Annotated in this window: 22 protein-coding genes; 7 read left to right on the top strand and 15 right to left on the bottom strand. The window is 39.4% G+C overall.

The window, feature by feature from the left end; all coding sequences use genetic code 11:
* Window positions 1–28 precede the first annotated feature (28 nt).
* Together MKY49_RS09495 and MKY49_RS09490 are read right to left on the bottom strand one after the other, a co-directional pair.
* Window positions 29–313, bottom strand: coding sequence for a hypothetical protein (locus MKY49_RS09495; protein ID WP_274796881.1), 285 nt, complete (start codon window positions 311–313; stop codon window positions 29–31).
* A 114-nt stretch (window positions 314–427) separates the two neighbouring features.
* Window positions 428–1,207 carry an N-acetylmuramoyl-L-alanine amidase gene (locus MKY49_RS09490; protein WP_312506179.1) on the bottom strand — a complete coding sequence of 260 codons (780 nt, stop codon included), beginning with the start codon at window positions 1,205–1,207 and terminating at the stop codon, window positions 428–430.
* A gap of 309 nt (window positions 1,208–1,516) precedes the next feature.
* Between MKY49_RS09490 and MKY49_RS09485 the strand changes: the two genes are divergently transcribed.
* Window positions 1,517–2,455, top strand: coding sequence for an aminoglycoside phosphotransferase family protein (locus MKY49_RS09485; RefSeq protein ID WP_341386069.1), 939 nt, complete (start codon window positions 1,517–1,519; stop codon window positions 2,453–2,455).
* Here the strand turns inward: MKY49_RS09485 and MKY49_RS09480 are convergent.
* On the bottom strand, window positions 2,422–3,246 hold the full coding sequence (locus MKY49_RS09480) for a DnaD domain protein (protein WP_341386068.1): 825 nt from the start codon (window positions 3,244–3,246) through the stop codon (window positions 2,422–2,424). The genes MKY49_RS09485 and MKY49_RS09480 overlap by 34 nt on opposite strands.
* A 171-nt stretch (window positions 3,247–3,417) precedes the next feature.
* On the opposite strand from MKY49_RS09480, the gene MKY49_RS09475 reads away from it, so the two are divergent.
* Window positions 3,418–3,801 carry a VOC family protein gene (locus MKY49_RS09475; RefSeq protein ID WP_274796876.1) on the top strand — a complete coding sequence of 128 codons (384 nt, stop codon included), beginning with the start codon at window positions 3,418–3,420 and terminating at the stop codon, window positions 3,799–3,801.
* A gap of 37 nt (window positions 3,802–3,838) precedes the next feature.
* Here the strand turns inward: MKY49_RS09475 and MKY49_RS09470 are convergent, their stop codons facing one another.
* From MKY49_RS09470 to MKY49_RS09455, 4 genes are all read right to left on the bottom strand, one after another.
* The gene (locus tag MKY49_RS09470; protein ID WP_274796875.1) at window positions 3,839–4,258 is read right to left on the bottom strand and encodes a hypothetical protein; all 420 of its coding nucleotides are present in this window, start codon (window positions 4,256–4,258) and stop codon (window positions 3,839–3,841) included.
* A 107-nt stretch (window positions 4,259–4,365) separates the two neighbouring features.
* On the bottom strand, window positions 4,366–4,674 hold the full coding sequence (locus MKY49_RS09465; protein WP_274796874.1) for a hypothetical protein: 309 nt from the start codon (window positions 4,672–4,674) through the stop codon (window positions 4,366–4,368).
* A 103-nt stretch (window positions 4,675–4,777) separates the two neighbouring features.
* Window positions 4,778–4,987, bottom strand: coding sequence for a hypothetical protein (locus MKY49_RS09460; protein ID WP_274796873.1), 210 nt, complete (start codon window positions 4,985–4,987; stop codon window positions 4,778–4,780).
* Window positions 4,988–5,578: 591 nt separating this feature from the next.
* On the bottom strand, window positions 5,579–5,863 hold the full coding sequence (locus MKY49_RS09455; protein WP_322611668.1) for a DUF5316 domain-containing protein: 285 nt from the start codon (window positions 5,861–5,863) through the stop codon (window positions 5,579–5,581).
* A 121-nt stretch (window positions 5,864–5,984) separates the two neighbouring features.
* Between MKY49_RS09455 and MKY49_RS09450 the strand changes: the two genes are divergently transcribed.
* From MKY49_RS09450 to csaA, 4 genes are all read left to right on the top strand, one after another.
* On the top strand, window positions 5,985–6,482 hold the full coding sequence (locus MKY49_RS09450) for an NUDIX hydrolase (protein WP_341386067.1): 498 nt from the start codon (window positions 5,985–5,987) through the stop codon (window positions 6,480–6,482).
* 14 nt (window positions 6,483–6,496) lie between these two features.
* Complete coding sequence (locus MKY49_RS09445) at window positions 6,497–6,838, top strand: DUF7668 domain-containing protein (RefSeq protein ID WP_341386066.1); 342 nt, start codon at window positions 6,497–6,499, stop codon at window positions 6,836–6,838.
* 77 nt (window positions 6,839–6,915) lie between these two features.
* Complete coding sequence (locus tag MKY49_RS09440) at window positions 6,916–7,092, top strand: hypothetical protein (protein ID WP_036128914.1); 177 nt, start codon at window positions 6,916–6,918, stop codon at window positions 7,090–7,092.
* 83 nt (window positions 7,093–7,175) lie between these two features.
* Entirely contained in the window at window positions 7,176–7,508 is a 333-nt protein-coding gene (csaA, locus tag MKY49_RS09435) for a chaperone CsaA (RefSeq protein WP_341386064.1), read from the top strand.
* An 11-nt stretch (window positions 7,509–7,519) separates the two neighbouring features.
* On the opposite strand, the gene MKY49_RS09430 is transcribed toward csaA, so the two are convergent.
* The 4 genes from MKY49_RS09430 to MKY49_RS09415 form a co-directional block, all read right to left on the bottom strand.
* A complete protein-coding gene (locus MKY49_RS09430) occupies window positions 7,520–8,404 on the bottom strand; it encodes an AraC family transcriptional regulator (protein WP_341386063.1) in 885 nt (294 codons plus the stop codon).
* A gap of 728 nt (window positions 8,405–9,132) precedes the next feature.
* On the bottom strand, window positions 9,133–9,690 hold the full coding sequence (locus MKY49_RS09425; protein ID WP_341386062.1) for a cysteine hydrolase family protein: 558 nt from the start codon (window positions 9,688–9,690) through the stop codon (window positions 9,133–9,135).
* Between the two features lie 63 nt (window positions 9,691–9,753).
* Window positions 9,754–10,392 (bottom strand): O-methyltransferase, encoded by a 639-nt coding sequence (locus MKY49_RS09420; protein WP_341386061.1) that lies wholly within the window; start codon window positions 10,390–10,392, stop codon window positions 9,754–9,756.
* Window positions 10,376–10,720: a hypothetical protein gene (locus MKY49_RS09415; RefSeq protein WP_274796865.1), complete on the bottom strand. Its 345-nt coding sequence runs from the start codon at window positions 10,718–10,720 to the stop codon at window positions 10,376–10,378. Before MKY49_RS09415 ends, MKY49_RS09420 begins: the two co-directional genes overlap by 17 nt.
* Window positions 10,721–10,872: 152 nt before the next feature.
* Here MKY49_RS09415 and MKY49_RS09410 point away from each other — a divergent pair, with 152 nt between their 5' ends.
* A complete protein-coding gene (locus MKY49_RS09410) occupies window positions 10,873–11,073 on the top strand; it encodes a hypothetical protein (protein ID WP_274796864.1) in 201 nt (66 codons plus the stop codon).
* A gap of 210 nt (window positions 11,074–11,283) precedes the next feature.
* Here the strand turns inward: MKY49_RS09410 and MKY49_RS09405 are convergent, their stop codons facing one another.
* The 4 genes from MKY49_RS09405 to MKY49_RS09390 all read right to left on the bottom strand — a co-directional run bounded on the left by MKY49_RS09405 (window position 11,284) and on the right by MKY49_RS09390 (window position 12,891).
* The gene (locus tag MKY49_RS09405; RefSeq protein WP_274796863.1) at window positions 11,284–11,439 is read right to left on the bottom strand and encodes a hypothetical protein; all 156 of its coding nucleotides are present in this window, start codon (window positions 11,437–11,439) and stop codon (window positions 11,284–11,286) included.
* 163 nt (window positions 11,440–11,602) lie between these two features.
* Window positions 11,603–11,779 carry a hypothetical protein gene (locus MKY49_RS09400; RefSeq protein ID WP_341386060.1) on the bottom strand — a complete coding sequence of 59 codons (177 nt, stop codon included), beginning with the start codon at window positions 11,777–11,779 and terminating at the stop codon, window positions 11,603–11,605.
* 14 nt (window positions 11,780–11,793) lie between these two features.
* Window positions 11,794–12,414: an NAD(P)-dependent oxidoreductase gene (locus MKY49_RS09395; protein ID WP_313470818.1), complete on the bottom strand. Its 621-nt coding sequence runs from the start codon at window positions 12,412–12,414 to the stop codon at window positions 11,794–11,796.
* A gap of 93 nt (window positions 12,415–12,507) precedes the next feature.
* Window positions 12,508–12,891, bottom strand: coding sequence for a hypothetical protein (locus MKY49_RS09390; protein ID WP_274796860.1), 384 nt, complete (start codon window positions 12,889–12,891; stop codon window positions 12,508–12,510).
* Window positions 12,892–13,091: the final 200 nt, after the last annotated feature.

Genomic DNA, 13,091 nt, shown 5'->3' with positions numbered 1-13,091 from the left:
GCAGTACTCTTGTTAGGGTGCTGCTTTTTTATTGTTGCTTTAAGTCAAAGTCGTATTTCTTGTTGATTTTTTTAGCAATCGTCTCTAAAAATAAAGCGACTGTCATTTTCTCGACTTTATTGGTATACCATGCTAATTTCGCTCCGTAGTTCTTTTTATTATAATTTACTTCTAGTGGCCAAAAATTTTTCGTTTTATAGGTATAATCAAACTTTACATATAATTGTTTTCCATCCGGACACTCCATAATTACTTGATATAATGGATTTTTCCTTTCTTGTTCAAATTTCACTTTTCTTATTTTTGTTATCATCCAAACCCCTCCTCTCTTCTACTACATTCGACAAAAGTTTGAGAATACCTCTATTCTAAGAAAAAGGATAAAGCTCTTGATTGCTAATGAGCTTTATCCTTCAGTATCCCCAAGTTAATTGGTTGCTATAAATTTATCGTAATACCGCTTGAGCATGGTCGCCATTTGCTCACGCGTGAGGACGCCGGCTGGGTTCATATTCTTACTGCCATCCCCACGGATGATGCCCTCATTAACAGCCCATTCCCACGCCTCTTTATGGGCTGCGCCTACATCCCTGCTTGATTGTAAACTCGCTTTTTCAGCCAACAAGCTTTTTAGCGCTTCGATTTCCTGTTTCAGCTCATTATATTGTGACACGGTTAATCCCTCCTCAAGTCCATTTTTAATGTCTTGCTGGAACTGTGCTTCTGTAATCCCCATGCTTTTTAAATAGTCAAAAGGATCTGAATGTGTGGTTCCACCCAAATTGTCGGCAATCCAACGATGGGACTTAATGCCATTACCACTTCCATCTAATACAGTAGGAACCCCTGCCTCGATGGCTAGTTTACGTAACAGCCATATATATGCCGCATAATCCTTTTTAAATTGTTCCTTGTCAGACGTCCGCGCCAGCTCGACCTGGGCATAGCTATACGGATTGCCTTTCGGACCGCAGCCATATTGCACCCGATTCACTGGGGCTACTTGTACGATTCGTCCACCACCGCCTACCCAGTGGGATACGAAGGCATTGGCTTTATTTTTATTCATATAGGCAATCTCGTTTTCCAATGCGTATGGCCCTGTATTACTGCTATTCCCTGATTCATGCGCCACAACGTATTTTACTGCTACAAGCGCCTGATTAGGTAACCCTGACATCATTTGTTTCTCAATAACATAACTCATAGTGCACCGTCCTTTCCTATCAATTTTTTACAAATCATACTTTTTATTTACAGTTCTAGGGAAATGTTTGTTGCTAAGAGGATCGTACTCATGGGGCTTACTGCTAGAGAGGGAAGGACCCTTGAAAGCAAAGACATTCCCTTATTGTTAGTAAATGCTCGCACTTATGTGATTTCTAGTTAGTTGTGCTCTTTTACTATGTTTTCAATATGAATTTTTTACCCCTTCCTTCTCTCCAAGATATTGACAAAGCAATGTCTCCTGTAGTATTTTGTATCTTCTAAAATATTGAAAGAGAGGGAGAAAAATATGCGTTTAGTAGATATTATGAATCAATTACCAAGCTTACACGGTTTTACGCACATGACAAAAGTCAACAAAGGCTATTCACCTGATGACAAATATCTCATAACCGTTGGGGAAACGCGTTATTTCGTACGATTATCAGACCTTGTGCATCACGAAAAACGCCAAAAGGAATTTGCATTGCTACAAGACCTAGCAAAACAAGGTGTTCATACGCATAAAGCGATTGACTATACGGTGCTTCGTGAGGCCAATTTATCCGCAATGGTCGTCAGTTTTTTGGAAGGCTCCCCTGCAGATGAGACTATCCATCAACTCTCTGACTCCGAGCAATATCAGCTTGGGCTAGCTGCTGGGAAACAATTAAGCGCTATTCATCGAGTGAAACCCCCTCAAAACATGAATTGGGAGGCATCACAGCGAAAGAAATTCTTTACTTATTTTAAGGCATACCAACAGGACTCCTATCATCTTCCACAGGAAACTAAACTTGTGAGCTTTATTGATGCCCATTTGCCACTTTTAAAGCACCGTCCCATTACTCTACTTCATGATGATTTCCATCTTGGTCACATCATTTGTAAAGACCAGACGTTCAATGGGATTATCGATTTTAATGGCTTTGATGTGGGCGATCCCTATCATGATTTTTATAACATCGCCTTATTTAGTAGACGACATAGCATCCCCTTTTGTATAGGGCAAATCAATGGCTATTTCCCCTCTGCTCCAGACGAGACTTTTTGGCAGCTCTATGCCTTATATGCTGCCATGACTGTTTTTTCAACCATTGTGTGGACACGTCAATATGACCCACCATCCTTTGACGACGCCTTAGAGAGAATTCAGCTAATTTTACAGGATCATGATCACTTTTCATGGACGAAGCCAATATGGTATACGGATGATTATCCGCTCCCTAATAATGCTAATATTTTTTGACGTTCTGCTTCAAAATCAATAGCTGGCTGCTGATTACTTGGAGGGTCTTCTTCATGACGCTGATGAAACCACTTTGGAATGATTTCTCGACGTCTTTTAGCTTTCTTCGGCTGCACCTGTTGCTTACGTGCTTGAAAATGCTGTTGATCGATTGCGATATCTGCCAGACTTTTTATTTTGTTATTAAACCAATTTTGCAGGATTTTTTCTACATAAATCCAGCGTAAAACATTGTGTTCCACAGCTAGCTTCATCGCATGGACAACCATTTCCTCCGAAAAAATAGTGAGCCAATAATGAATTTTACTCGTGATATAGGCGCATTGAGAGCCAAAGCCTTGTTGCACATAAAAGTGAGAGGCAGTGGACATAGGTTTCTTATCATCATGATCTTTATTTTTTAGTAATTGGTTATTTAGTAACTTATTCTTTAGTAGTGTCGGCTTTTCCGTTTGCGGTGTTACCGTTGACGGATATCCCGTTGACGGCATGGCAGCACATGTTGGCGCTTCAAAGACGAAAAATTCCACCTTGCCAAACTTACCATCCTTTGTTCTTTTTTGTGCTTTTTGTAAATAGCCCGCCTCTATCAGTTCATCCATAATACTCGCTGTCGCTTCTCGCCCACATTTACTTCGTGTCGCTAAATCTGAAAGGCTAAAAGACCAATCATCTGGCAAAGACAGCATATAGGCAAGTAACCCCTTTGCTTTCCAGCTTAATTGGTCATCATTTAAAAATTCTTTGTCCAATACAACAAAATTCCCCTTTTTCGCTACACGATAAATCATACCCATCCCTCTTTCTTGCTGTTGTGTCTATCTTCAATACTTATATAAAGAAATTCCGAGAAAAAGGGACATTCATAAAAAAAAGACATGCCATAACAGCACGCCTTTACAAGCAGGTGAAATCAAATTTTTAGCGAAATTATACTAAAACAATGGAAAGGTGGTAAATAAATGAAAATTGCAGCGTCCCCTCTTACTAAAAAAGTAAATAATGTTTTTATTCATGTCCGAGATTTACATCAATCAGCAGAGTGGTATAGTCAGCTTCTCGGTCTGCCCTATTCTCAAGAAAAGGTAGTATCTCCTGTTTACAATCTACCCGTTACCTCAGAAACAGGTATTACCCTAGATGATCACACATTTGATCCGGGCTTTAAGCTTCAGCCATCAAAACATGTGTTATTTAACTTCTACACCAATAATATTGACGATGCCTATCAATATATCAAAGACAAAGGCATTCCAATTGTTCGTGAAATAGAACGTTTTGATGACTTTGCTTACTTCAACATTCAAGATTTAGATGGGAATATTTTAATGATTTGTGATGGTTAATGAGCAAGCAGAAGCAAACGTTTGCTTCTGCTTCATTTTATTGATATAGCTCTTCATAAACGATGACTTTTAAAGCGGCGATTTCCTCATCTGACAGTTTCCCTTCAACCTTTTGCAGGGCTTCTTCTTGTGTCATCGAGCCATCTTGTAATTTTACTCGAATATCATTCAGCTCTGTGATCCCCACTTTTTGAATCAACACTTTAGTCGCCTCTTCTTTTGTCGTAAATGGCAATGTACTTCTATCTACCGTTTGGGCTTCCTCCATATAGGCCTTTAATTGCGGATCATTTTCAATCGTGTTTTTAATTTCGTCCATTTGCCCACTGTTTTCTAATTCTGTTGATAATGTATCAACAATCTTTTCTGAGGCAAATTTTGTACCGAAATGTAATACACCGTATCCAACCAAGCCAAGGAAAATTACGATGACCACTAGAAATTTAATAAATCTCAACTACTCTCACTCCTTTATCCACGTTCATCATACTATATCCAGTGGGTGGTTGAGAAACAATTCTCTCTAGAAATTATGTAAAAAAACCCCATCTATTGAGATGAGGTTTACTTCACGTATTTCAGATACTTTCGCACAAATTCCACAATGTATAGAACTTCTTCTTCCGTCATCGATAACAACTTGCAAACACGTTGGAGCCTAGCGGGAGATGTTAGTTGCTGGCGAACTTGATGGATATACATATATCTGCATTTACGAGGATTTACTTTGTCGCGTATTTGCTTGTATCGTAAGTAAGCATAACGTGCAAAGGCATTGAGCATTTCCCGCTCCTGCTCATCACGATCCTTTTTAATGGCAGCCTCATCAATCATGTCCGTTTCAAATGTCCGTGTGCCATCTGTTAATTGCATAGTACCACCTCTCTATTGCAAATGTACTCATCCCTATTAAATGCAACAAAAAAAGCCACACCTAGGGTAGATGTGACACTTTTTATGATTTTATATGTAACGACTATGAAGAGCGCATACGTTTCTGATCTCTCTTCTTCAAAATATAGCGCACGATGCTAAGCGTAATAACAATTTCATTAATTAATAGGAACTGAAAACTATAGACATGGGCATTTCGCCAATCATAAATACCCCAAACAATAAGCGTAAAAAGTACAACAGCCAACGTATATCTGGAGGCTTCTGGATAATAATCTTTTTCTTCTTCCATAGGGTACAACATCCTTTCTGGTTAGATGGATTGGATTTTTTGAAAACGGTTGGGTTACTGGAGGTGATGAATAATGTATCCTTCTTTTTTGATCGATAGCATTTCTCCAAATGGTTTAGGTGCCTAAACTGGCGGATAGAAATCTATATGTGATGGATACAATGGACAATCTGGTGGATAGCACGCCTTTTTTGATTGATTGCCCCGCTCCAGACGGATTGGCTGCTCAAACTGGCGGATAAAACATTAAATGTGATCGATACAACGGACAATCTGGTGGATAGCACGCCTTTTTTGATTGATAGCCCCACTCCAAATGGTTTAGGTGCCTAAACTGGCGGATAGTAATCTAAATGTGATGGATAAAATGGGCTTTCTGATGGATAGGATTCCATATGTGACGGATACAACGTGCTATCTGGTGGATAGAGCTCCTAGTTTGATCGATAGCCCCGCTCCAGATGGTTTGGGTCCCTAAAATGGCGGATAAAAATCTATATGTGATGGATACAACGGACTTTCTGGTGGTTAGCGCTCCTAGTTTGATCGATAGCCATTCCATGACAGATGGTCACCCTTTTTTACAAGTCCTCACATGTAATAGGCGAAAATGGCTACAATCATATTTGGTAATGCTAGTAGTAAGGCGTTTTTCATGATGCGATTGCGGTCATTTCGATCTTGTTCCGTTTCTGTGGCGAAATTGGCACGTATTCTATCTCCGTTCGCCAAGGCACCTGACAGTAGCATCGAGACGACGATGAAGATTCCTCCTAACAGCCCTGGAAGTAAATGGGCTTTCTCCGTGCCCCAGAAAAAGATTGAACAGAGCACACCTACAATTGACAATACTGTTCCAATACTTACATACTTCATATGCAGTCCCCCTTATTCTAGTATACGATTAATTGTGCCTTTCGTTTCAAAATTATCCCAAAATGTACATATACAAACTTTTTAAAATTCACTACAATAGTTACGATAGGAGGTAACATGGATGATACAACAGTATGTCAATTGGAGCGGACAGTCTATTAAGCTGACATGGCTTCCTCAACAAATCTTACAAGAAAGTAGTAAAGTGACCAGTGTACATGGTATTTGTTTTCACCATGGTCGTGTTTTACTCGTGTACGTTAAAAATCGTGGATTTAATTATCCTGGTGGCCATGTTGAATTTGGGGAAACCCCAGAGGAGGCGCTGCATCGCGAGGCTTTAGAAGAAGGTTATGTGAAAGGTTATGTGAAAGGTTCTATTCAATATATCGGTGCGATTGAAGTAAGTCACGAAGAAAACCCATTTTTTATTGAAGGCGGTAAATATCCAATGATTGGCTATCAGCTTTTTTACAAAATGACCATTGAAGAGTGTCTACCGTTTTGGGGTGAGCATGAAACAATTGACCGGATTTGGGTGGAGCCCGAGGGAGTGCCTGATTTAATCAACGATCATAAGTTAGCACATGTTATTTTGCAGGAGGCATTGACTATATAATGTGGAGGAATACGATGCAAATGGAGGAGCAATTAATCGCATTAACAAAAAAGACATTGGAAGATTTAGTACATAAAAGATATGAAAAACTTATACGAGAGCAAACACTAACGGAGGAAACGGCTACCTTTTTGCAGGAGGTTTTCGAGTTACAGGGCAAATTGACATGGCCACTTGATGAAGCATTGCTGGACATTGATGTGTATGAAATGAACGATCAAAGTTACTTTGTAACAGAGATACGCTATTTATGGTTTGACCATGAAGAAAGTGCTATTGTGCTATTTTGCAAAGCCTTTACGAATGCAGAAAAAACAGCAATTACTGCTTTTATTATCGATACGGTAGATGCTTAGTATAGTATGGTTGCGAATCGTTCATAGTAAGAATGGTGTGAAAATCATACCAAATTAGACGACGGAGGGATCTATTTATGAATGGTATTCGTGAAGGTTTAATCCCCACTATTTTAGGGTCAGCAGTTACTGCAGCAGGATATGCCATGAAGCAAAAACATGGTTCCAACAAAATGGTAGCTAATACCCTTTTTGGCTTTGGCTTAGCACACATTGTGTTAGGAGCCATTGACCTTGTAGAGCACCGTCGTTAAAAAAGGAAGAGCACTATGCGTGCTCTTCTTTTTTGAATATTTTTCTAGATAATGATAACATTGCTATAAAAAGGAGTCTATTTATGGCGACAATAGAAGATTTTGCAGCACTTGATATACGAATTGGCACGGTGTTGGAAGCTGAAGAACTGCCAAAAGCACGAGTACCTGCTATTAAAATGACAATCGATTTTGGTGAGGAGCTTGGTGTTAAACAGTCTTCTGCCCAAATTACTAAGCGCTATTCACCCGATAAAATGATTGGTAAGCAAGTCGTGGCGATTGTCAATTTCCCACCGCGCCGAGTCGCTGGTTTTAAGTCAGAGGTGTTAGTGATTGGTGGGGTGCCAGTTGAAGGCGATGTCATTCTGTTAACTCCTGACCAAGCCGTACCTAATGGAACGAAAATACGGTAGAGAGCCTCGCTTTATACAAGAGGCTCCATTTTTTGAATAGGTATCCAAATTTCACTTGTAAAGGTTGGCGAAGAGAATTCAGTGCTTGCATGACGGACAATTTCAGGCCCTGCTATTTGCTCATAGCCAGATGACGGGAACCATTCGGCATAAATGCGTCCCCATGTTTCTTGAAGGGTTTGCGGGAAAGGCCCGATCGCTTCAAAGACAGCCCACGTACAAGCAGGTACATCCAACTGTGTAAAATGGGTAGAAACGGTTTTTGTTGTGGCTACACCGATGTAATGATCAAGCTCACCCTTTTCCTCCATTCTCCCCTCTGAAAAATTAGCAGATGCTTGGATGATGCCCTTTGGCTCTACATTGGACAGCTTTTTAAGTTGCTCAATGTCCTCCATAGTTAAAGTGCGTGCCATTTCTGTAATGGCTTGATTTTCTCCATGAAAGACAATTGGTACTCTTTTCATAATACCAATGATGTGAAATGCTTCTTTGTGCTCGAGTCGATAATTCATTTCACTACCTCCTTTAATTGTTAGTTGGAAGGTCATCCTTGGAAAAGCTTTAAAGTTTTGACCACTTCGTCTTGCCTCGGATGGTGTGACTCCATGCATTTGCTGAAAGGCTCTTGTAAAAGCGTCTGCAGAGCGATAGCCATAACGCACCGCAATATCGAGAACTCTCATAGAGGAGTTCGATAGTTCCAGCGCAGCGAGAGTTAAACGCCTACGACGAATATACTCGGACAACGAGACTCCTGCTAAAAAAGAAAACATGCGTTTAAAATGATATTCTGAACAATAGGCAATTCTAGCAGCCTCCTTTAGGTTAATGTCCTCTGTTAAATTGTTCTCGATATAAGCAATAGCCTCATTCAATCTTGTTAATGAATCCACATCCATTACCTCCCTTAGTCACAACAATAGCAGGAAACGTAGCACCTCATCCGACAATTGGTGCACTATTTAGTCGTCCGACAAAAAATAATCTATTACACAGGCCAATAACTAGCATTAAAAGCTACTTTTTCATACATATAATAGTGTAAAGCTAATTTTAGCCTTACACCTCCTGACTTGATACGTAGGGTCACTGCTCACTCAGTGGCCCTATGAAGATGAACAACCTTTGTGTATAAAAATAGCTTATGTTACAATATTTGTAAATAAAATAATTGGACAAGATCTCCCCTTACTTTTAATGGGATAACATACATACCTCTACATGTCTTCATTTTTGAAATCACCGCTTGTACTATTGTACAGGAATTGTACACTATTAATAGGAAAACTATTACTACTAGTCGCAATTAGCTATGCACTTTATTTACATATACAAGATAAAGGAGAACAATAAATGGTACAAGAACATAATAGTAAGCGATTACTCCTCTTGATCGGTTGGGTCAATGTGGCGTTCGCCCTTCTTTTATTCCAAGCTTTTTGCGGGCTTAGGGCTATATGTATGGGGGTCGTGCTTCGAAAGGATTATGATGCAGCGAGACATGGGCTACTTTTAATCATATTTGGCATTGTATGCACTATAGGAGGCTGGATACTCAATTTTCTCTATATGTAAATGGATGATAAATGACCAAGAACAGAGCATTCTTGGTCATTTTGAATTAGCGGTATCTATTATGAGTCGGTTCAAATAATGCTTCGTCAGCACTTCGCACAAGTGAGAAATGATCGACATTATAATGGCCATGCAGAATATTATTATGATGTGCTACTGTATCCTCTGGTGATAAGTAATCTGAACCGTTCGTTGAATGCCCATCAGCAACTAAGGTGACATCAAGCCCATGAATTGTAGCGGTTCTTACTGCTGTATCGATACAATGCTCCGTTTTACAGCCCATTATAACTACATGTTGGATATCATTTGCCTGTAAGTACTCGAGTAGGCCTGTGTTGTAAAAAGCATTTGTTGCATATTTATCAAAATAGCTTGCTGTCCCGGGTATTTGGATTGCTTGATGTACTTGAAAGCCATCCCCTTCTCCATCAGCTACATCTTTATCTCGGACAAAAATAATAGGTGCATTTGCCTCTTTAGCCTTTTCAATAACGGCATTGATTGTTTCCAGTAATTCATCTTTGCGATAGACGGCTTGTTCCTTGTCATTTCCTTCTATCAATTCCTGCTGCGCATCGATCACGACTAGTGCTTGCTTCAAAAGCATCTCTCCCTTATGGTTTTCTATCAATATTTTACCATTACTAGTTGCCACAAACATTAACTATTTTTTGACCTTGGAAACGGTCATGCCATCTCCAATTGGGAGAAGAATGGATTCAAGCTGTGGATGATTAGCCACTGTCACATTGAAATGTTTCATGATGGCCGTATAACGCTTTGGCGCGATTGTAGGATCTGCTACACTGCCTGCAGCGAGGACATTATCTGTCACGATTAATGCTCCAGGGTTTGCCAGCTTAATGCAATAAGCTAAATAATTTTCGTAGTTTTCCTTATCTGCATCAATAAAGAAGAAATCAAAAAGTCGCTCCTCCGCCACTAACCTATCCAAACTAGCAAGTGCTCGACCCGTTATATACGTAACACGCTCAGCAAAGCCTGCCTTGGCAAGATTTTTAGCGGCTAGCTGTGCATATTTTTCCTCTAACTCTAGAGAGGTCAATGAGCCCTCCCCCTCGATTCCTCTTGCTAAACAGATGCCACTATAACCACCTAGTGCACCAATTTCTAAAATAGCCTTAGCCCCTGTAATCGATACGAGCATCGTCAGTAACTTTCCAGAGGAAGGTGATACTGAAATAGCGGGCATGCCATTAGCCGCAATGGAGGCAAGAACATCCTCCAATATACTATCTTGCTGATAATATACCTCATCCATATAGTTATTCAGTTGTTTCATGTACGTTTTCTCCCTCTTGCTCCTGTGAGCCATCAGATGTATCCGTCGTTTCGCTTTCATGAATGTCAAAGAGCTGACTAAATTCCTGAATGACCATATCAATAGCCTTTAATTCGCCAATTAATATTTGTTGAATCGATTGAAACTCTGGCTGCTCCAATTGCTGTTTAATTGTTGCCCGTTTGACCTGTAGCATTTCTAAAAAGGATACTGCTTTTCCACGTCGGAATGTTTTAGCTCCTCGCTGTGCTGTACCATCCATGCCTCTGTGACGCCCCCCACGGTGATGTCCTTCTCTCATATGTTCTCTAAATCCTGTACCTCTCATCTCGTAAAAGCCCTCCTTTGTATACATTTGTATACACTTAATTAGATCATATTGTATACAAATGTATACGTAGTGTCTATTAAACATAATCCTTTGTTGATTGAACATATGCTAAAGAAGAGCAATGACGTAAGAAGATGGGGGTAAGATGATTGAAAAGAATTATAAAATATGTTTTGGCGGTCGGTACTTTAGTCATATTGTCGGGCATATTTTTAATTGGTGTGCAATCCCACTATAATCAAAAGGAAATTAAAATCGCTAGTAAGCTATGTCTTGAAAATGGAGGACAGCCAAAAATCGTACGAGATTATTTGGCATTGAATTATTCTTTTTCATGTCAAAAGGACTGAGGTTGTACATAATGTATATGGGGATGGGGCAAATGCTTATGCTAGAAATATAAGAAATTTTAATCTACCACTGGGGCAAATGGCTAGCAAACGACTCTACTTTCACATATGTATAGTAGTGTAAAGCATTTCTAACCTTTCCTCTCCTGTTTTTGAGGTCACTTTCCCTAGGAAGGTGACTTTTTTCATTTTAGTGAACAAAAAAAGACGTCATATAGACGCCTTTAAAGTTTGATCGATATCCTCTATCAACCTATCCACTTGTTCCTTTGTTATCTTGATGACATATAATTCTGTCGTTTCGATTCCATCTTGGTTTGTTAGGTGTTTAGGATATTGACAGTTATTTGATATCTCATTGTCCAAACAATCACCTCTTATAAGATATATTCAATATAAAGTATAGCAAACCTTCTATAAAAAGGAAAATATACATATATTTTTTCATACTTTTCGTCCACTTTGGCAATCTACATTTCAGAACACTGTCATCACATTAAATCATTTGACCTATATCTAAGTAAAAAGGCTACTGTTTACCAAATTTCGCGATTTTTTTGAGATAAAATGTACCAACGAACACAATCACTATTCCATAGACTTTTAGCATGATATTTCTAATAGGTGCATCATCAATGGCTGTACAGAGAAAGGCAAGTCCAACAAGAGTAATCATCATCCCAATAATAGAATGAATCACTTTCATTTCCTTCGCCCCTCTTAGTATGCAATCCCAACGCGCGTTTTTAGAAATTCCTGACTAAAAATTTGCTTGTAGGCAAAGTCCGCTGTATCTGCAACCGAAATTTGTGTGCCCTCTTCAGGCAAAAAATCTCGCTCTACCCGATAGCTCCCGGTCAAAGCGCCATCAGGCAAATAGGTAGGACAAACGATGGTCCAATCCAATTCCGATTGCTGTAATTGTTCAAAAACACGTTGATGCTCCTGAGCCGCAAAGGTAGATTTTCGTTTTGATTCCGTCGATTGATAACGATAAATAGACGGGGTTACTCGACTTTGTAAGATTCCTGCAGTTCCTATCGTAATGATTCGTTTGACTTGTTGCTGTGTCATAACCTCTAAAATCAACGGTAAACTAGTAGATAATGTATCGCTTCCATCCGTGTTTAACGCGCTCACAACGACATCCACATTGGCCATCGCTCGCTCCACATCCTGCTTGTGTAAAACATTTCCTTGGATGACATGCAGATGTTGATCGTCCAGCTGTAATTTATTAGGATCACGAACCAATGCTGTCACAGTATGTTGATCCTGTATGGCTCGTGCAACAATATGACGACCTACACGCCCACTAGCACCTAAAACTAACATATTCATTTGTCTCACCTCCCTGTCATTATAGCACGCCATTATATGTTAAAAGGGTTTTGACCTTCACAGGAGGTTGGACAAACTACACCGTCCTAATTCTTATTTCTCTAGCAACTCCACATTGACAATAAATAGATGCAAATTATTCTTTTTAGCCAGCTCGTCGATAATGGATTGAATTTCACTCTCTGTACTGATATCAATCTCTTCCCCATCATGTAATTGAATCGTAATGACTTGATGATCAGGAGAATCTATTAAATAACCAACTGTACTATCAGGAGAATAACCTGCCTCTCGTATTGCTTGTAACACCTTTTTTGTAAAATTAGTAGCCTGTAATTTTTCGCCAAATTCTACTGCATAAGGAGATGAGTTAACGGGGCTCGTGGTTGAAGTTACAGGCTTCTTTTCTTCTATTAGAAACGGGATTACCACCATCAGACATATAAATAAGCAGAAGATTTGAAGTAAGCTCTTCATTCATTCACTCCATTTCTCCACGAAATTAAAAGGCGGAATTCTAGTAAATTGTAGCCCTGAAGCTGTTATTTTTATTACTCATTTAAATAGTTAGTTCTCTCATTGTTTTTCAAAAAATAATTTTAATCTGTTTCAGGGGGCAAATTACTAAGGTGTAATGTTTATTCCTTCATAGATTATGAATGTAAAGGTTAGCGCTA

Origin of the sequence: Lysinibacillus sp. FSL M8-0134, from assembly GCF_038069745.1 — a bacterium.
In the GTDB taxonomy this organism is placed as follows: Bacteria; Bacillota; Bacilli; order Bacillales_A; family Planococcaceae; genus Lysinibacillus; species Lysinibacillus irui.
This window is presented reverse-complemented; position numbering and strand designations above follow the sequence as displayed.

What these genes read in the sequence shown, in the direction of transcription:
- MKY49_RS09495 (WP_274796881.1), bottom strand. Translation starts at nt 313, where the DNA reads ATGATAACAAAAATAAGAAAAGTGAAATTTGAACAAGAAAGGAAAAAT.
- MKY49_RS09490 (WP_312506179.1), bottom strand. Translation starts at nt 1,207, where the DNA reads ATGAGTTATGTTATTGAGAAACAAATGATGTCAGGGTTACCTAATCAG.
- MKY49_RS09485 (WP_341386069.1), top strand. Translation starts at nt 1,517, where the DNA reads ATGCGTTTAGTAGATATTATGAATCAATTACCAAGCTTACACGGTTTT.
- MKY49_RS09480 (WP_341386068.1), bottom strand. Translation starts at nt 3,246, where the DNA reads ATGATTTATCGTGTAGCGAAAAAGGGGAATTTTGTTGTATTGGACAAA.
- MKY49_RS09475 (WP_274796876.1), top strand. Translation starts at nt 3,418, where the DNA reads ATGAAAATTGCAGCGTCCCCTCTTACTAAAAAAGTAAATAATGTTTTT.
- MKY49_RS09465 (WP_274796874.1), bottom strand. Translation starts at nt 4,674, where the DNA reads ATGCAATTAACAGATGGCACACGGACATTTGAAACGGACATGATTGAT.
- MKY49_RS09460 (WP_274796873.1), bottom strand. Translation starts at nt 4,987, where the DNA reads ATGGAAGAAGAAAAAGATTATTATCCAGAAGCCTCCAGATATACGTTG.
- MKY49_RS09455 (WP_322611668.1), bottom strand. Translation starts at nt 5,863, where the DNA reads ATGAAGTATGTAAGTATTGGAACAGTATTGTCAATTGTAGGTGTGCTC.
- MKY49_RS09450 (WP_341386067.1), top strand. Translation starts at nt 5,985, where the DNA reads ATGATACAACAGTATGTCAATTGGAGCGGACAGTCTATTAAGCTGACA.
- MKY49_RS09445 (WP_341386066.1), top strand. Translation starts at nt 6,497, where the DNA reads ATGCAAATGGAGGAGCAATTAATCGCATTAACAAAAAAGACATTGGAA.
- MKY49_RS09440 (WP_036128914.1), top strand. Translation starts at nt 6,916, where the DNA reads ATGAATGGTATTCGTGAAGGTTTAATCCCCACTATTTTAGGGTCAGCA.
- csaA (WP_341386064.1), top strand. Translation starts at nt 7,176, where the DNA reads ATGGCGACAATAGAAGATTTTGCAGCACTTGATATACGAATTGGCACG.
- MKY49_RS09420 (WP_341386061.1), bottom strand. Translation starts at nt 10,392, where the DNA reads ATGAAACAACTGAATAACTATATGGATGAGGTATATTATCAGCAAGAT.
- MKY49_RS09415 (WP_274796865.1), bottom strand. Translation starts at nt 10,720, where the DNA reads ATGAGAGGTACAGGATTTAGAGAACATATGAGAGAAGGACATCACCGT.
- MKY49_RS09400 (WP_341386060.1), bottom strand. Translation starts at nt 11,779, where the DNA reads ATGAAAGTGATTCATTCTATTATTGGGATGATGATTACTCTTGTTGGA.
- MKY49_RS09395 (WP_313470818.1), bottom strand. Translation starts at nt 12,414, where the DNA reads ATGAATATGTTAGTTTTAGGTGCTAGTGGGCGTGTAGGTCGTCATATT.
- MKY49_RS09390 (WP_274796860.1), bottom strand. Translation starts at nt 12,891, where the DNA reads ATGAAGAGCTTACTTCAAATCTTCTGCTTATTTATATGTCTGATGGTG.